Raw genomic sequence first — 15,951 nt, forward strand, 5'->3', positions numbered from 1 at the left:
GGTTCAGACGAGGCGGCCGGTGGTGCAGAGCGTCGCGGGGAAGACGACGCTGGCGGCGAGGAGGCCGCGGCCGGCTGCGCCGGCGAGCGCGGTTCGGTCGAGCGGGCCGTCGAGGCCTGCGGCGAGCACGGGGAGGAGGGCGGCGAGCCAGAGGACGTACGCGCCGACGACGAGCGCGAGCGTGCCGACCGCGAAGGTCTCGGTGGGTGCGCCCGCGCTGGCGGCGGCGAGCGGGGTGCCGGCGGGCTGGCCGAGGCCGCGGACGCGACCGGCGAGCGCGACGGTTGCGCCGGCGATGCCGGGGGCGAAGAAGCGGCCGGTGGTGCGGAGCGTACCGGTGGTGTGGCCGAGTTCGGCGCGGAGGTCGGCGGCGAGTTCGTGGAGGCCGTGCCGGGCGTCGGCGTAGTCGCGGAGCACGCGGCCGCCGCGCGGGCCGGCGTCGGCGGCGGTGACGAGGAGGCGTACGGTGCGAGCCACGCCGGGGAGCGCGTCGGTGGGGAGCGCGCCGTAGGGCCCCGAGACCGCGTCGGTGGGTGTGAGGGAGAGCGCGCGACGACGGGTGGCGGCGTCGGCGAAGACGTCGCCGGTCGAGCCGGGGACGGAGCCGGCGGCGGTGAGGGCGCGCTCGGGCGGGTCGCCGGCGACGAGTCGGGTGGCGGCGGCGGTGGTCGCGGCGGGGAGGCCGCGGGCGACGCGTTCGTAGCGGTCGCGTATCGCCTCGCGCGGCCGGGAGAACGCGAGGAGGCCGATGCCGAGGGCGAGGCCGACGCCGGTGACGGGGGCGGCGGTGGGGACGACGAGCCGGCAGGCGAGCGAGCCGGCAACGCCGGCGGCGAGACCGAGCGCGAGCGGACCTGCCGGAGAGTCGGGGACGTCCGGGTGGTCGGTGGGGACGCCGGGGGCGGGGAGGGCGAGGGGGCGGCGGGCGACGAGCCACGCGCTGGCGGCGGCGAGCGCGAGCGGGAGCGCGACGTCGTAGCAGAGAGCGAGCGCGCCGAGGGGAATGGTCGCGCCGGCGCTGGGGAGGACGGGGAGGACGCCGACGAGGGCGAGGGGGAGGACGACGCCGAAGGCGTAGACGCCCGAGACGGGGCCGTGGAGGGCGGCGGCGTAGTCGCCGAAGCGTTCGCGGGTGGCGCGGCGCGCGGCGGCGACGGCGGCGTCGAGGAGACGGTCGCGTTCCGCGGGCGGCGCGTCCGTCGCGGCGTCGAGGAGTGCGAGCGACCCGGCGAAGGCGGGGGAGCGGTCGGCGACGCGCTCGCGGAAGGCCCGCCAGCCCGCGACGGGGTCGCCGTGTGCGGCGGCGACGCAGCGAGTGAGTTCGCGGCCGAGCGGGCCGTCGCTCGCCGTGTCGACGGCGGCTTCGAGCGTGCCGTGGAGGGCGATTCCGAGGGTCGCGCGACAGACGAATCCGGGACCGTCACCGTCGGCGCGCGCTCGGTCGGCAGCGGCGAGGAGGCGCGGCCCACAGAGAACGGCGGCTGTCCCGCTCGCGCCGAGGAGGCAGACGACTGCGGCGAGGAGGGGTGCGAGGGGGGCGCAGGCGACGGTGAGCACCGCTGTGGCTGCGGCCGCGAGGATGGCGAGCGAGCGGAGCGTCCGACTCCCGGTCTCCCAGCCGACGCGGGCGAGCGCCGCGTCGAGTTCGCGGTCGCGGCCGGGGTCGATCGGGACGGCGGCCGCGAGCCGGCGGAAGGAACGGGAAGTCACGTTTCCTCCCGGAAGCGGTCGGCGCGCGCGTCGATGGCGGCGCGGACGTCGGCGTAGGTCTCGTCGGGTGCGGCGAGCGCGGCGACGGCGGCGCTCTGCCCGCGGTCGATGCGGCCCGTCGCGGCGAGCCCGGTCGGCCCGCGGGTGTAGAGTTCGGCGGCGGCGTCGGGGCCGGCGACTTCCTCGATGGTCGTGACGCGTCGCCCGTCGGGGGTGGGGGCGAGCGTGACGACGAGGTCGGTGGCGGCGAACGCGGCCGGGGTGACGCCGAGGTCGGCGACGCGGCCGCGGAGTTCCGCCGCGCCCTCGCCGTGGACGGTGCCGAGGACCGCGCCGTCGTGCGCGCCGACGCGCATCGCCTCGAAGAGCGCGGGGGCTTCCTGGCCGCGGATTTCGCCGACGGCGAGCGCGCCGTCGCCGAGGCGGAGGGCGGTGCGGACGGCGTCGGCGGGCGTGAACGCGCCGCCGGGGTCGGCGCGGAGGCCCTGGGCGTCGCGGTCGGCGTCGCGGAGCGCGGCGAGCGGGAGTTCGGGCGTGTCCTCGATGGCGACGAGGCGCGTGGACGGCGGGAGCTCCCAGCAGAGCGCGCCGAGGAGGGTGGTCTTCCCCGCGCCGCGGGGGCCGGCGAGGAGGCAGGCCGCGCCGCGCTCGACGGCGAGGGAGAGAAAGCCCGCGGCGGCGGGGGTGACGGTTCCGTTGGCGACGAGGGCGGTGAGCCGCCAGGGGTCGCTGTCGGCGGCGCGGACGGCGAACGCGGGGCCGTCGCTGACGGGGTCGGTGACGGCGGCGGCGCGGACGCGGTCGCGGGTGCCGACGCCGGTCGCGGTGGCGTCGAGCGTCGGGCTGGCGGCGGAGAGCGGGCGACCGCTCGTCGCGCGGAGGCGGGAGGCGAGGGCGTCTGCGCCCGCGGCGGAGAGAACGGCGTTCGTGGTCATCGTCTCGCCGTCGACGACGACGCGGAGCGGGGTGTCGTCGGCGGGGGCGGTGGCGTAGACGTCCGTCACGCGGGAGTCGGCGAAGAGGTCGTCGAGCACGCCGAACCCGCGGGTGTGTTTCCGGAGGACGGCGGCGAGGTCGGCGGTCGGGTCGTCGCGGCCGGCGACGCGGCGGACGGCGGCGGTCGCGGCGCGCGCCCCGCCGAGTGCGCCGTCGGCGAGCCGGGCGGCGGCGGCGTCGAGCGTCGCGTAGTCGTCGGCGTCGAAGGCGGCTTCGCGGGGCGTGACGTGGTAGACGGGGAGAGGGTCGGCGTCGTAGACGCGGACGGTCGCGCCGGCCGTGTCGCGGGTGTCGCGGAGGCGGGCGTCGGCCGGCGGGTCGGGGTCGAGGCGGGCGTGAGCGAGCGTCGGGCCGTCGAACGTCCGGACCCCGTCGTAGCCGGGGTGGGCGTCGGCGACGGCTGCGAGTGCGGTTTCGGCGGCGATGCGGGCGACGGGGCCGGCGCGGCCGGCGGCGGCGCTGGCGGCGGAGAGGGGGTCGGTGGCGGCGCGGTCGGCGAGGCGGTCGTCGTGGACGGCGGCGCGTTCGGCGAACCGGCCGGCGGCGAGGAGGAGCGCGGCGGTCGCCGCGTCGTAGCGGCTGTCGACGCCGGGGCGGCGGACGACGACGCGGTCGGCGTCGGCGCGGCGGAGCGCGCGGACGGCGGTGGCGCGGCAGGCCGGGGCGTCGGCGAGGCGGCCGTCGCCTGGGCAGTCGGCGGCGTCGAGTCGGAGCGTCCCGGCGTCGACCGTGGCATCGCAGGCGCAGGCGGCAGTGCCGTCGGGTCGCCCGCGGAGTCCACCGAGTCGTTCGAGCATGCGGGTGGGTCGCCGCGTACTCCTACTTAGAGTCTCGCGCGACGCGGACCATCGACCGATTCGCCGACCGGACGTAGCGGAGCGCGAGCCGGGCGCGTTCGCCGCTCTCGACGGTGAGTCGACGGCCGGCGGCATCGGTCGCGAGCGGGAGTCGGGTTCGCGTCGCGTGCGTCCGGCCGTTCACGCGGTAGCCGACCCGCGAGCGGTTCGCGCGGCCGACGTCGGCCGCTGGCGGCGGGTCGAGGAAGACCGAGACGCGCGGGAACGTGAGCGAGGGGGGCGGGATACGAACGGCGAGACGCCGGACCGCGCCGGGGGCGTCGGGCGGCGTCGGGTCGCTCCGCTCGACGAGCGCTCCGACGGCGTCGAGGAGTCGCGCCGTCTCCGTCGCGCCGACCTGCGCGCCGCGGTCGGTGCGCGCGGCGTCGAGCGCGGGCGTCGTGGCAGCCAGGAGCGCGGCGGCGAGCACGACGCCGACGACGACTCGGACGATCACAGGCGCGCCCGGAGCCGCGCGAGGAGGCCGGGCGCGCTCGCGCGTGACTCAGCGGCGTCACGGTCGAACGCGCCGCGGTCGAACCCACTACGTTCGAGGGCGTCGCGTCCGGGTTCGAGTGCATCCTCGGATCCGGTTTGAGCCGCGTCGTCGGGGCGGTTTTGGGGTGTGTCGTCCGGTGAGCCGCGGGGTGTTCGCGCGGGGCCCGGGCCGCCGTTCGGGACCGGGTCCGCGTCGGCTTCGAGGCGGTCGACGGCGGCGAGGGCGGCGTCGGCGCGGCGCTCGACGGCGTCGTTGACGGTGTCGAGTTCGCCGGCGAACCCGCGCACCGCCTGGAGGTCGGCGTCGAGTCTATCGAGTCGGGCTTCGACGTCGTCGAGGCGGGCTTCGAGCGCGCCGGTGTCAGGGCCGGATGTCGCGAGCAGCGCGTCAGCGTCGGTATCGGCGGCGTCAGCGGCTGCGTCGTGGCCAGTGGCGCGCCGTTCGAGGGCGCGGACGCGGGCGGCGAGCGTTTCGGTGTCGGGCACGCGGTTGGCTGGCCGCGCGATACTATGTGAACGTTCGGACGGGGCGGTGGGCTAGTCGTCGTTGAAGCCTCCCGAACGTTGAAGGGACAAGAACGTGACAAACTGCGTATGAAGGCAGCCGTCGTCGGTGTCGGGCAGGCGGGCGGAAAGCTCGCACAGGCGCTCACAGAGTACGACTCCCGGACGGGATTCGACGCCGTCGAGGGCGCGCTCGCGGTGAACACGGCCCGACAGGACCTCGAAGGCCTCGACCTCCCGACAGTGCTCGTGGGGCAAGAGCGCGTGGCGGGGAACGGCGTCGGCGGCGACAACGAGCTCGGCGCGTCGGTGATGCAGGCCGACGCGCCGATGGTGCTCGACGAACTCGACGGGATCGTCCGGTCGAGCACGGAAGCCATCTTCGTGGCGGCAGGGCTGGGCGGGGGGACGGGGTCGGGCGGCGCGCCCGTGCTCGCCCGCCAGCTCTCCCGCGTCTACGACGCGCCGGTCTACGTGCTCGGCGTGCTCCCCGGGAAGGACGAGGGGGCGCTCTACCAGGCGAACGCCGGGCGGTCGCTGAAGACGGTGTCGCGGGAGGCAGACGCGGTGCTCCTCGTGGACAACGACGCGTGGCGGGAAGCGGGTGAGAGCGTCGGGGACGCCTACGCGGCCATCAACGAGCGCGTCGCGAAGCGCGTCGGCCTCCTGCTGGCGTCCGGTGAGGCCGTGCAGGGAGTCGGCGAGTCCGTCGTCGACTCCTCCGAGGTCATCAACACGCTCCGGAAGGGCGGGCTGGCGGTGCTCGGGTTCGCGGACGCACCGGCCGCGGCGGACGCGGGAGAGAACGTGAACGTCATCACGTCGACGGCGCGGAAAGCCCTTCTCACGGGCACGAGCGTGCCGAACGTCGTCGACGCGGACGCGGCGCTGGTGGTCGTCGCGGGCGACACCGACCGGCTGTCGCGGAAGGGCGTAGAGCGCGCTCGCCAGTGGGTGCAAGAGCAGACCGGGTCGATGGAGGTACGCGGCGGCGACTTCCCGCTCGACGGCGAGAAGCTCGCGGTGCTCGTCCTGCTCGCGGGCGTCACGCGAAACGACCACATCCAGTCGTTCGTGGACCGCGCGCGGGACGCCGCCGAGGCGGACGCGGAGGACGCGCCCGACCCGGCGGCGGCGTTCGAGAACGACGAGCTGGACGGGCTCTTCTAACGGAGGTCGTCGACGAGGCGTCGGAGCGTCGCGACGTCGTACTGGCCGGCGGCGGTCGCGTCCGCGGGGTCGACGGGCGCGTAACCGATTTTCGAGCCGTAGACGGGCGCGACGGCGCGCGTGTGCCGGCCGGCCTCGCCCATCGCCATCGTCGCGACGGACTTGCCCTCCAAGTCGTACTCGTGCGTGACGGTGAGGAGGTCGACGGCGTCCGTGTGGTCTTCGGCGGTGACGGCGAGTTTCCCGACGTCGCCGTGTTCGAGGGCGTTCCCGAGGAACCCCCGCATGTCCTGGCGGAAGGGCGTGCGGTCGAAGTCGTGGTAGGAGACGACGACGGACGCGTGGTTCCCGCGGGCGGCGTCGACGACGCGTGCGGCGTCGTGGTCGGCGGCCGTGTCGCCGTCGAGGAGCGCGTTCAGTTCGACGTCGACCGCGCCCACGGCGTCGTGCTCGACGGCGGTTTCGAGCGCGTCGAGGCGGGCGGCGTCGTCCGCGGCGTCGCCGCCCTCCCAGTCGACCCGGTTCGTCGCGAGAATCGGGAGGTCGCCGTCGTAGGCGTCGAGCGCGGCGAGCGGGTCGACGGCGAGGTCGAAGCGGAATTCGATGGCGTCCGCGCCGGCGTCGCGCGCCGCCGGTTCGACGTCGAGGTCGGCCGTCGACGCGCAGAGCGTGAACTCGTCGAAGTCGAGCGTCATGCGGAAGCGTGTCGGCCGCGCGGGTAAGAGGCTACGGGTTCGGGCGGTCATCGTCGCCGACGCCGGTGCCGGCGGTGGTGCCGAGCATCGCCGCGCCGGCCGCGAGCGCCACGGCGACCGTCCCGGTGAGTCCGACGGCGAGGACGACCGCCGTTCCGACGCCGCCCGCGACCAGCCCGCCGGCGATGCCGGTGAGGACGACGGTCGCGGCGCGCCGCGGGTCGTCCGGGACGCTGCCGGGGCGGGCCGCGGCGTCGAGCGGCGGATAGAACACAGCGAGCATCGCGACGGTCGGTGCGGGGTCCGGCGCGAGAGCGCTCGTGACGACGACGGCGGCGATCCCGGCGACGACGCCGGCGAGCGCGAGGGCCGCCCGCGAGCGGAGTGAGTGGAGGGACACGTCGTGAGATTGTCGAAGTACGAACAAGAATGTATCGGGAACGCGAGCGACGGCGGAAACGGATCGCGGCGTCAGACCGGGATGGAGTCCTCGGCCTCTAAGAGTTCGTGGTAGCGGTTGCGGATGGTGACTTCGCTGATGTCGGCGACCTCGGAGACGGCGGCCTGCGTGGTCTTCTCGTTGGTGAGGAGAGCGGCGGCGTAGACGGCGGCTGCGGCGAGGCCGACAGGGCTCTTACCGGAGTGGACGCCTTTGTCCTTCGCGGTCTTGAGGAGGTCGCGGGCGCGGTGTTCGGCTTCGTCGGAGAGGCCGAGGCTGGAGGCGAAGCGAGGGACGTAGCTCTCGGGGTCCGCGGGGCGTACCTCGAGGGAGAGTTCGCGGACGACGTAGCGGTAGGTGCGGGCGATCTCGTCCTTCTCGACGCGGGAGACGTCGGCGATTTCGTCGAGGCTGCGGGGAACGCCGGCCTGCCGGGCGGCGGCGTAGACACAGGAGGTGGAGACGCCCTCGATGGAGCGACCGGGGAGGAGGTCTTCTTCGAGCGCGCGGCGGTAGATGACGGAGGCCATCTCGCGGACGTTGTCGGGGAGGCCGAGCGCGGACGCCATGCGGTCGACTTCGCCGAGCGCCTGCTTGAGGTTGCGTTCTTTGGCGTCGCGGGTGCGGAAGCGCTCGTTCCACTTCCGGAGGCGCTGCATCTTCTGGCGCTGGTTCGAGGAGAGCGAGTTGCCGTAGGCGTCCTTGTCGCGCCAGTCGATGTTGGTGGAGAGGCCCTTGTCGTGCATCGTGTTCGTCGTCGGCGCGCCGACGCGGGACTTCTTGTCCTTCTCGGCGGAGTCGAAGGCGCGCCACTCGGGGCCGCGGTCGATGCCGTCTTCCTCGACGACGAGACCGCAGTCGACGCAGACGGTCTCGCCGTGTTCGTCGTCGGTGGCGACGAGGCCGCCGCACTCGGGGCACTCGTTTGCGTTCTCGCTCTGTTCGTCCGTCGTCTCGTCTTCTTGCTGCCGTGACCGGAATCGTGCGTTCGTCATAGTGGCGAAAAGGTCGTGGACACGACGTTAGCCCAAAACTCACTTCAACCTTCCGTAATGCGGTGTCGCGTGAGCGGAGTTCTCAAGGCACTGGGCCGCCGTCGTCTCGGTATGACTGAGACGGTTCGCGTCGCCGTCGGAAGTGGCAATCCGGTGAAACGCTCGGCGGCGGTGGCGGCGTTCGAGCGCGCCGGCGTCCCCGCCGCCGTCGAGGCCGAACCCGTCCCCTCGGGCGTCCCCGAGCAACCCCGGGGGACGGCGGAAACAGTACGAGGCGCGGAGAACCGGGCGACAGCGGCCCTCGACGCGGGCGACTACGACTACGGCGTCGGCCTCGAAGGCGGCGTCACCCGCGTCGAGGCGCAAGACGGCCTCTGGCTGACGATGTGGGCGGCCGTCGCCGACGGGGAGCGCGTCACGACCGGCTGCGGCCCGCGACTGCGGCTCCCGGACAGCATCGCATCGCGCGTCGAGTCGGGCGCGGAACTCGGCCCCGTGATGGACGACGTGCTCGACACGACGGGCGTCGCGGAAAACGAGGGCGCGGCCGGCGTCCTCACCGCCGGCGTCGTGAACCGGAAGAGCGCGCTGCGCGCGGCGCTCGCCGGCGCGCTCGGCCCGCACCTCACGGCGTACTACTAGCGCTCAGTCGCTCGCTGCCTCGACGTCCGCTTCCGCCTCCGCCTCCGCGCTCCCTTCGACGGCCTTGGTCAGGGAGACGTTGAGCGAGAGCATGCTGGCGACGCCGCCGACGACGGTGACGGCGTTCTTCACGGCGTGGTCGACGATGGCGACGCCGAGCGCCGCCGCGGCGGGGACGGGCGTGAGCGCGACGACGAGCAGCGTGAACGCGCCCTCGTAGAGGCCGATGCCGCCCGGAGAGAGGGGGAGGACTTTCGCGAGGTTCCCGACGCTGACCGCGAAGAACGAGACGGCGAGGAGGCTCGCAGTCGAGATGGCCGGGTCGAAGGCTTCGAAGACGAGGACGGCGGTGACGACGTCGACCGTCCAGATGAGGACGCTCGTGCCGCCGACGCGCACGAACGACCCGGCGTCGCTCGTGACGGTCTGGATGTCGCCGACGAAGCGTTCGAGGACGCCGGCGACGACGTCGACGTAGGAGTCGTCGCTCGTCCACGAGACCGCGCGGCGGATGTAGTTCCCGTCCGTTCGGGCGGACGCGACGATGGCGACGACGGCGGCGATGGCGGCCGCGCCGACGAGGCTCGCGACGACGACAGCGGTGCGCGCGGAGGACTGCTGGTCGCCGGAGAGCGGCCCCGTGGACCCGAAGAGCGCGCCCGTGAGCTGCGTGATCGTCTCCGGGGCGAGCGCGGCGAGGCCGACGAGGACGCTCCCCGCGAGCAGCGTGATGGTCAGGAGGTCGAAGACGCGCTCGACCGCGAGCGACGCGAACCCGGACGCGTACGGGACTTTCCGCCGGGCTTTCACGACGTACGCGCGGACGGCGTCGCCGGCGCGGGCGGGGAAGACGAGGTTCCCGGTCTGACTGATGAATATCGCCCCCGTGAGGAAGCCGACCCCTTCGCGGTAGCCGAGCTCGGAGAGGATGTCGCGGTAGCGAACACCGCGGAGCGGCCACGACACCGCGTAGACGGCCGCCGCGGCGGCGACGAGGGCCGGGTCCGCGTTCTCGATGTGCGAGAGCACCGTGGAGGGGTCGAGGTAGACGAACATCAGCGCGACGGCGACGAGCGTCAGGAGGACGCCGACGCCCGCGCCCGTCCGCCGGTTCGCGTGCGGCTGGACGTTGAACTCCCACCAGCACCGGAGAATCTGACTCCCCATCCCGAAGACGTCCCGGACGAGGTCGACCTTCGAGTCGCCCTTCGGCGTCCACTCCACCGGGAACTCTCGAACGCGAAACCCGCGGCGCTGGGCGCGCACGAGCATCTCCGTGTCCCAGAACCAGTGTTCGTCCTCGACCGCCGGGCGCAGGTCCGCGAACGCCTCCTTACTGAAGGCCTTGAAGCCGCACTGGTGGTCCCGGAGGTCGGAGCCGAGGAACGTCCGGGTGAGGAAGTTGAATCCACGAGAGGGGACGCCGCGCTTCGCCGGTCGGTCCGCGACGTTCTCCGACATCCACCGAGAGCCCGTCGCCACGTCCCACTCGCCGGAGCGAACCGACTCCACGAGCGCTTCGAGATGCCGCATATCCGTCGCGAGGTCCGTATCGAAGTAGACGAGCACGTCGCCGTGCGCCGCCTCGAACGCCGCGTTCAGCGCGCCGCCGCGGCCGAGGCGCTCGTCGCTGTGGAAGTGCCGCACGCGCGAATCCGCGGCCGCGAGCTCGTCCGCAATCTCGGGCGTCCGGTCGTCGCAGCCGTCCTCGGCCACGATGACCTCGAACGCGTTCGAAGGGAGGAACTCGCCGAGCGTCGAGAGCGTCGTCTGCACCGTCTTCTCGATGGTCGCCTCCTCGTTGTACGCCGGGAGGACGACACTCACCTCGACGCCGCTATCACTCATTACCACCGTATAGGGCAATCTCCGCCTAAGTAGCTTCTGCCCTGACCCGACCCCCAGACGTCCGGTGGCCTCGCGAGCGCGACCCGTCGCCGTCGACGCGCGTTAACCACTCGTACCAAGCGCGGGCCCACACCCACCGCAAACCGCCTCCCGAACCAGCACCGGACCACCAGAGATGCCGCTAACGGGCTTCCGAAGGCTTCTATCCCGCGTTTTACTCGTCGTACCAAACCCCCCATATGCGGCGAGCGTGAATGTCGGTGTATGAGCGCGAGTGCCAGTGCCGTCGTGGCGTCGGAGTCGGAGTCCCTGTCGGCGAAGCAGGCCCGCATCCTCGACTACCTCGCGGAGCAGGCCGGGGCGAAGACGTACTTCAAGAGCCGGCTCATCGGCGAGGAGCTCGGCATGTCCGCGAAGGAGGTCGGAACGAACATGACGAAGCTCACCGAGGGCGAGTACGGAATCACCGTGGAGAAGTGGGGGTACTCGTCGTCGACGACGTGGAAAGTCACCGCGTAGCGCGTCGAATACGCGTTATTTGGGGTCGTAGCTGATGAGGGCGGCGGCGTCGGCGGCGAAGTCCGTCGTGTCGGCGTCGAAAGAGTCCGCGTAGCGGAGGACGAGCGTGATGAGGGTCTCCGGGCGTTCGAGCCGGTAGCCGTCCTCTCGGTCCAGGAGGCCGGCGGCTTCGAGTTCTGCGGCGTACTTACTCACTGTCGCGGCGGAGACGCCGAGTTCGGCGGCGAGGTCGCGCCCCGAGAGGTCGGGGTCGCGGAGGAGCGCGAGCACCATCCCCCGCGGGGTGTCCCGGCGGAGGTAGCCGAGCGCGACTTTCTCGAACGCCGAGAACCGCTCCGCGGGGAAGAACCGCCGGTAGTCGCCGTCCTTGTGGGATTCGACGGCGTTCGACTGCTGGAGGTGCCGGAGGTGGTGTTGGGCCTCGCCCGTGCCGAGGTGGAGGTCGTCGCGGAGCTTCGAGAAGTGCGCGCCCGGCGTCGTCGAGAGATAGCCCGCCATCGCGTCGCGAACCTGGCTCTCGCCGCGGTCCAGGTCCGCGAACCGCGCGAGCGGCGCGGCCGCGCCGACGGCCGCGAACCGCCGGAGCGTCGACCGCTTCTCCTCGTCGATTCCCTCACCCATTCTTGACCGTTATAGGTCTTCTGCCGGCAAAAGCCTTCGGCTCCCCGATCGGAAACCGCGAAGAACGGCAAAAGCGGCGACGGCGGTTACGATTTGCTCGACTCGTCGGCGTCCGACGCGTCGCCCGCGTCAGCGTCCGACTCGGCGGTGTCGTCCATCGCGGATTCGGGTTCGGACTGCTTCAGCTGCGCTTCGAGCTCGTCGTCCATCTCCGAGAGCACGTCCTCGGTGGACTTCGCGCCCGTGTCCTCGCCGGATTTCACCGCTTGGGCGGCTTCCTCGATCTCCTTCGGGTCGAACTCCGCGCCTTCCTCGATCTGATTCAGGATCTCGTCGATGTCGTCGAGGCCGAGGAGTTCACGCGTCTCCTCGTCGAACTCGAGGCTGTCGAGCGACGGTGCCTGGCCGTCGGCGACGTCGCTCCCCGTGAGGTGTTTGCCGTACCGCCCCACGAGGCTCGTGAGCTCCTGCGGGAGGACGAACGTCGTCGACTCCGAGTCGCCCATGCGTTCGAGGGACTCCATCCCGCGCTCGATGACCGCGCGCTCGCCCATCGACTCCGCGGACCGCGCGCGGAGCACGGTCGAGATGGCGTCACCCTGCGCTTCCAGGATCTGCGACTGCTTCGACCCCTGCGAGCGGATGATGTCGGACTGCTTCTCCCCGCTCGCCCGCTCGATTGCGGACTGCCGCTCGCCCTGCGCTTCCAGAATCATCGCGCGGCGCTTCCGCTCCGCACTCGTCTGTTGCTCCATCGCCTGCTGGACGTCCTGGCTCGGGTTCACCTCGCGCACCTCGACGGACTCCACGCGAATCCCCCACTCGTCCGTCGGCTCGTCCAGCTCCTTCCGGATCCGCGCGTTGATCTCCTGACGCTTGTTCAGCGTGTCGTCGAGCTCCATGTCGCCGATGACCGCGCGGAGCGTCGTCTGCGCGAGGTTCGACACCGCGCGCTCGTAGTTGTCGACTTCGAGGAACGCGCGCTTCGCGTCCATCACGCGGATGTAGACGACGGCGTCCGCCGTCACCGGCGAGTTGTCGCGCGTGATCGCTTCCTGCCGCGGCACGTCGATGGTCTGCGTCCGCATATCGAACGTGTACGTCCGCGAGACGAACGGCGGCACGAAGTTGATACCCGGTTCGAGGAGACCGCGGTACTCACCGAACACCGTGAGCGCCTGCTTCTCGTACGCGTCCACGATCGCCACCATCTGATAGACGGTGACGATGACGAGCACGAGCAACAGGAGGGCCACGACGGTGAAGACCACGCTCCCCCCGAGGAGCTGCAGTGGGAGTGGCATACCGTAACTCGTCGGACCCACACCATAAATGTACAGGTGGCGACCAGTCACCACCCGCCCGCAGCCACCGACTCACCACCCGACCCCGCGACGCCGACGGCTCACGCGGAAGAATCGCTCCGAGCACACTCGCCCACCCGCTCGCTCACGGCGTTCTCGTACGAATCAACCGAAACACGGACCGTTCCACAAACCGTCCGGGTGACTCGCGAGTCGTTCGGTCGCGCCGGCTCACGGCTCCCGCTGGTCGCCGTTCGCTTCTACGCGGTTCTCACTCCTCCCTGCGGTCTGCTCACGGGTCGCGTTGCTCCCCGTTCGCTTCTACGCGGTTCTCACTCCTCCCTGCGCTCTGCTCGCGTGTCGCTTCGCTCCCGCTCGCTTTTCCGCGGTTCTCACTCCTCCCTGCGGTCGTCGTTCCGAACCGCGTCGTCGTTCCGAACCGCGTCGTCGTTCCGAACCGGCTCATCGACTGCTTCGACGGTGATCACGTTCCCGCCGCCGGGGTCGGTGACGACGATACGGGTGCCTTCGGGGATTTCGCCGGTGGTCGAGCGAGCGGCGTAGGTGGAGTCGAAGCCGGCGCTGTCGAGTTCGACGCGGCCGTCGCGGTCGGTGATCGGTTCGAGCGCGTAGCCTCGCTTGCCGACGAGGCCGGCGGACCCCTCGGTCTTGCTCGCTTCGCCGCCGCCGATGACGGAGTAGCGGCGGTAGCCGTAGAGGGTCGCCGCGCCGACGAAGAGCACGATGGCGGCGAGCGCCCACGGCGAGGAGGCCGCGGGGACGTAGAGGCCGACGAGGCCGGCGACGAGGAGGGCGACGCCGACGACGATGAAGTGCGCGCCGGGCGCGAACGCCTCCATGACGCAGAGCGTCACGCCGGCGACGACGAGCAGGAACGGGAGCGAGAGTCCGAACAGGGTGACTTCGAGCAGGGTAAGCTCCATCAGCGGGCCTTCGCGGGCCGCCGGGAAAACCGTTGCCCGACGGCGAGCGTCGAACCGACGGACCGCTGGCGGGCGAGAGGGAGTCGAAGCGGGTGGAAACAGGCGAAAACGGGCAGAGGCGCTCAGAGGCGGGTCAACCGAGGAGGAGCGTGGCGATGACGGCGACGCCGAGGAGGACGCCGAGAGCGAAGAACACGGCGTGCTCGGGGTCGACGTCGCCGGGCTCGATGGTTTCGTCGGGGTCGTTCCCGCCGGCGACGCGGCGGACGGTTACGGGCTCGTCGCCAGTGTCAGGCATACGCGTGCTTACAGCGGTGGGGGGTTAAGTTCAGCGACCGCCGATGCGGCCGGCGTAGACGATGCCGCGTTCGCCGTCGATGGTGACGACGTCGCCGTCCGCGACGTCGGGGAGTTCGGCGTCGGAGACCATCGGGACGTCGAGTTCGCGGGCGACCATCGCGGGGTAGCCGGTGAGGCCGGGGTCGGCGGAGACGATGCCGGCGAGCGTCGAGAGGTCGCCGGTGAACTCGTCGTCGAAGTCCGCGGAGAGGACGGCGACGCTCCCGGGTTCGACGGCGGAGAGGTCGCCGTCGTCGAGGTGGACGACGGGGCCGGCGGCGCGCCCGGAGACGACGGCGCGGCCGACGGCGAGCGTCTCCGCGGCGACGTGGACTTTGAGCATGTTCGCGGTGTCGGTGCCCTCCAGTTCGGTCATCATCCCGGAGAGGACGACGACGGTGTCGCCGGACTCGACGACGTTGGCGTCGATGGCCGCGCCGACGGAGCCGTCGATGATGGCGTCCGCGCCCGCGTCCGTGTACGGCGCGTACTCGGGCGTGACGCCGCAGGAGAGGACGAGCTGGCGGCGCACGCGGTCGCGCGGCGTCGCGGCGACGACGGGGACGCCGGGTCGGAACTTCGCGACTTTCCGCGCGGTGAACCCGGATTCGGAGGCGACGACGACCGCGGCGGCGTCCACGTCCCGCGCGAGGTAGCGCGCGGAGCGCGCGAGCGCGTCCGTCCGCCCGTCGTCGGCGTTCGGGACGCGCTGTTCGAGGAGTTCCGCGTACTCGTCGCTCGACTCGGCCTCGCGAACGATGCGGTCCATGGTCTCCACGACTCGCACCGGGTGGTCGCCGACGGCGGTCTCCGCGGAGAGCATCACGCCGTCCGTCCCGTCGAGCACGGCGTTCGCGACGTCGCTCGCTTCGGCGCGCGTCGGCCGCCGCGAGCGCACCATCGAGTCCAGCATCTCCGTCGCCGTGATGACCGGCGTCCCCGTCTCCCGGCACCGCCGGATGATGCGTTTCTGAATCATCGGCACGTCCTCCATCGGGAGTTCGACGCCGAGGTCGCCGCGCGCCACCATCACGCCGTAGGACGCGTCGACGATCTCCTCGAGGTTGTCGACCGCGCCCGCGCGCTCGATCTTCGAGATGATGGGGATGTCCGCGCCGGCGGACTCCAGCGTCCGCGACACTTCGAGGACGTCGTCGGCGTCCCGGACGAACGACGCCGCGACGAAGTCCACGCCCGCCTCGGCGGCGAGTTCGAGGTCCTTCTCGTCTTTCTCCGTCACGACGTCGAGGTCGAGCGGGACGCCCGGGACGTTCACGCCCTTCCGCGACCCGAGCTCGCCGCCGGACTCCACGCGCGCGACCACGGTGTTCCGCGTGACCGACTCGACGACCGTCTCGATGCGGCCGTCGTCGAGCAGCACGCGGTCTCCGGGCTCGACCGCCGCGATGGCCGCCGAGAGCCCGACGCGCGACGGGGTCGCGTCCTCGCCGGGCGTGAACTCCACGGTGCTCCCGGTTTCGAGGTGGATCGGCTCGGGAATCTCCGCGGTGCGGACCTCCGGCCCCTGGAGGTCCATCATCACGGCGACCGGGTCGTCCGTCGCCTCGTCGACGCGTCGCACGGTCTCGATGATCTCGCGGCGGTCCTCGCGCGACCCGTGACTCGCGTTCAGTCGCGCGACGGACATCCCCGCGTCGGCGAGCGCACGGACCGTCGTGCGGTCCGCCGACGCCGGTCCGAGCGTACAGACGATTTTCGCGTTCCTCATTACTCGGACGGTTTACTCGGGGAAGGAAAAAGACGGGGGGAAGCGGTTCGGAACGACGACGCGGTTCGGAACGACGACGCGGTTCGGAACGACGACGCGGTTCGGAACGACGACGCGGTTCGGAACGACGACGCGGTTCGGAACGACGACCGCAGGGAGGAG

General features: G+C 72.3%; 16 protein-coding genes. 3 read left to right on the forward strand and 13 right to left on the reverse strand.

Translation table 11 applies throughout. The annotated features are described in order from the left end of the window. Positions 1–3: 3 nt before the first annotated feature. The 4 genes from IEY26_RS16550 to IEY26_RS16565 are packed head-to-tail and all read right to left on the reverse strand — an operon-like array spanning position 4 to position 4,526. Positions 4–1,710, reverse strand: a complete 1,707-nt coding sequence (locus IEY26_RS16550; protein WP_188980899.1) for a hypothetical protein — start codon at positions 1,708–1,710, stop codon at positions 4–6. Then, positions 1,707–3,503: an ATPase, T2SS/T4P/T4SS family gene (locus IEY26_RS16555; protein WP_188980901.1), complete on the reverse strand. Its 1,797-nt coding sequence runs from the start codon at positions 3,501–3,503 to the stop codon at positions 1,707–1,709. The genes IEY26_RS16550 and IEY26_RS16555 overlap by 4 nt, the downstream gene beginning before the upstream one ends. 22 nt (positions 3,504–3,525) lie before the next feature. Then, the gene (locus IEY26_RS16560) at positions 3,526–3,999 is read right to left on the reverse strand and encodes a DUF7311 family protein (RefSeq protein WP_188980904.1); all 474 of its coding nucleotides are present in this window, start codon (positions 3,997–3,999) and stop codon (positions 3,526–3,528) included. After that, positions 3,996–4,526, reverse strand: a complete 531-nt coding sequence (locus IEY26_RS16565; RefSeq protein WP_188980906.1) for a DUF7310 family coiled-coil domain-containing protein — start codon at positions 4,524–4,526, stop codon at positions 3,996–3,998. Before IEY26_RS16565 ends, IEY26_RS16560 begins: the two co-directional genes overlap by 4 nt. A 108-nt stretch (positions 4,527–4,634) precedes the next feature. On the opposite strand from IEY26_RS16565, the gene IEY26_RS16570 reads away from it, so the two are divergent. Then, a complete protein-coding gene (locus IEY26_RS16570) occupies positions 4,635–5,714 on the forward strand; it encodes a tubulin/FtsZ family protein (RefSeq protein ID WP_188980908.1) in 1,080 nt (359 codons plus the stop codon). Here IEY26_RS16570 and IEY26_RS16575 read toward each other — a convergent pair. From IEY26_RS16575 to IEY26_RS16585, 3 genes are all read right to left on the reverse strand, one after another. Beyond that, positions 5,711–6,409, reverse strand: coding sequence for a type I 3-dehydroquinate dehydratase (locus tag IEY26_RS16575; RefSeq protein WP_188980910.1), 699 nt, complete (start codon positions 6,407–6,409; stop codon positions 5,711–5,713). The genes IEY26_RS16570 and IEY26_RS16575 overlap by 4 nt on opposite strands. A gap of 31 nt (positions 6,410–6,440) precedes the next feature. Further along, complete coding sequence (locus IEY26_RS16580) at positions 6,441–6,809, reverse strand: hypothetical protein (RefSeq protein ID WP_188980912.1); 369 nt, start codon at positions 6,807–6,809, stop codon at positions 6,441–6,443. Positions 6,810–6,880: 71 nt separating this feature from the next. Continuing rightward, positions 6,881–7,843 (reverse strand): transcription initiation factor IIB, encoded by a 963-nt coding sequence (locus tag IEY26_RS16585; RefSeq protein ID WP_188980914.1) that lies wholly within the window; start codon positions 7,841–7,843, stop codon positions 6,881–6,883. Positions 7,844–7,954: 111 nt separating this feature from the next. Here IEY26_RS16585 and IEY26_RS16590 point away from each other — a divergent pair, with 111 nt between their 5' ends. Then, complete coding sequence (locus tag IEY26_RS16590; protein WP_188980916.1) at positions 7,955–8,485, forward strand: DUF84 family protein; 531 nt, start codon at positions 7,955–7,957, stop codon at positions 8,483–8,485. Between the two features lie 3 nt (positions 8,486–8,488). On the opposite strand, the gene IEY26_RS16595 is transcribed toward IEY26_RS16590, so the two are convergent. Beyond that, positions 8,489–10,333 carry a flippase-like domain-containing protein gene (locus IEY26_RS16595; protein ID WP_188980918.1) on the reverse strand — a complete coding sequence of 615 codons (1,845 nt, stop codon included), beginning with the start codon at positions 10,331–10,333 and terminating at the stop codon, positions 8,489–8,491. 264 nt (positions 10,334–10,597) lie between these two features. On the opposite strand from IEY26_RS16595, the gene IEY26_RS16600 reads away from it, so the two are divergent. Beyond that, a complete protein-coding gene (locus tag IEY26_RS16600) occupies positions 10,598–10,852 on the forward strand; it encodes a DUF7123 family protein (protein WP_188980920.1) in 255 nt (84 codons plus the stop codon). A 15-nt stretch (positions 10,853–10,867) separates the two neighbouring features. Here the strand turns inward: IEY26_RS16600 and IEY26_RS16605 are convergent, their stop codons facing one another. The 5 genes from IEY26_RS16605 to pyk all read right to left on the reverse strand — a co-directional run bounded on the left by IEY26_RS16605 (position 10,868) and on the right by pyk (position 15,789). Further along, positions 10,868–11,473, reverse strand: coding sequence for a winged helix-turn-helix transcriptional regulator (locus IEY26_RS16605; protein ID WP_188980922.1), 606 nt, complete (start codon positions 11,471–11,473; stop codon positions 10,868–10,870). An 86-nt stretch (positions 11,474–11,559) separates the two neighbouring features. Next, on the reverse strand, positions 11,560–12,777 hold the full coding sequence (locus IEY26_RS16610) for an SPFH domain-containing protein (protein WP_188980924.1): 1,218 nt from the start codon (positions 12,775–12,777) through the stop codon (positions 11,560–11,562). Positions 12,778–13,169: 392 nt separating this feature from the next. Beyond that, the gene (locus IEY26_RS16615; RefSeq protein ID WP_188980926.1) at positions 13,170–13,721 is read right to left on the reverse strand and encodes an NfeD family protein; all 552 of its coding nucleotides are present in this window, start codon (positions 13,719–13,721) and stop codon (positions 13,170–13,172) included. A 133-nt stretch (positions 13,722–13,854) separates the two neighbouring features. After that, positions 13,855–14,019, reverse strand: coding sequence for a DUF7312 domain-containing protein (locus IEY26_RS16620; RefSeq protein WP_188980932.1), 165 nt, complete (start codon positions 14,017–14,019; stop codon positions 13,855–13,857). Positions 14,020–14,049: 30 nt separating this feature from the next. Beyond that, positions 14,050–15,789 (reverse strand): pyruvate kinase, encoded by a 1,740-nt coding sequence (pyk, locus tag IEY26_RS16625; protein WP_188980928.1) that lies wholly within the window; start codon positions 15,787–15,789, stop codon positions 14,050–14,052. Positions 15,790–15,951: the final 162 nt, after the last annotated feature.

The organism is Halocalculus aciditolerans, assembly GCF_014647475.1.
GTDB classification, from domain to species: domain Archaea; phylum Halobacteriota; class Halobacteria; order Halobacteriales; family Halobacteriaceae; genus Halocalculus; species Halocalculus aciditolerans.

Coding starts and splice junctions, on each gene's coding strand:
- IEY26_RS16610 (WP_188980924.1), bottom strand. CDS start 12,777: ATGCCACTCCCACTGCAGCTCCTCGGGGGGAGCGTGGTCTTCACCGTC.
- IEY26_RS16595 (WP_188980918.1), bottom strand. CDS start 10,333: ATGAGTGATAGCGGCGTCGAGGTGAGTGTCGTCCTCCCGGCGTACAAC.
- IEY26_RS16585 (WP_188980914.1), bottom strand. CDS start 7,843: ATGACGAACGCACGATTCCGGTCACGGCAGCAAGAAGACGAGACGACG.
- IEY26_RS16620 (WP_188980932.1), bottom strand. CDS start 14,019: ATGCCTGACACTGGCGACGAGCCCGTAACCGTCCGCCGCGTCGCCGGC.
- IEY26_RS16615 (WP_188980926.1), bottom strand. CDS start 13,721: ATGGAGCTTACCCTGCTCGAAGTCACCCTGTTCGGACTCTCGCTCCCG.
- IEY26_RS16575 (WP_188980910.1), bottom strand. CDS start 6,409: ATGACGCTCGACTTCGACGAGTTCACGCTCTGCGCGTCGACGGCCGAC.
- IEY26_RS16600 (WP_188980920.1), top strand. CDS start 10,598: ATGAGCGCGAGTGCCAGTGCCGTCGTGGCGTCGGAGTCGGAGTCCCTG.
- pyk (WP_188980928.1), bottom strand. CDS start 15,789: ATGAGGAACGCGAAAATCGTCTGTACGCTCGGACCGGCGTCGGCGGAC.
- IEY26_RS16555 (WP_188980901.1), bottom strand. CDS start 3,503: ATGCTCGAACGACTCGGTGGACTCCGCGGGCGACCCGACGGCACTGCC.
- IEY26_RS16590 (WP_188980916.1), top strand. CDS start 7,955: ATGACTGAGACGGTTCGCGTCGCCGTCGGAAGTGGCAATCCGGTGAAA.
- IEY26_RS16570 (WP_188980908.1), top strand. CDS start 4,635: ATGAAGGCAGCCGTCGTCGGTGTCGGGCAGGCGGGCGGAAAGCTCGCA.
- IEY26_RS16605 (WP_188980922.1), bottom strand. CDS start 11,473: ATGGGTGAGGGAATCGACGAGGAGAAGCGGTCGACGCTCCGGCGGTTC.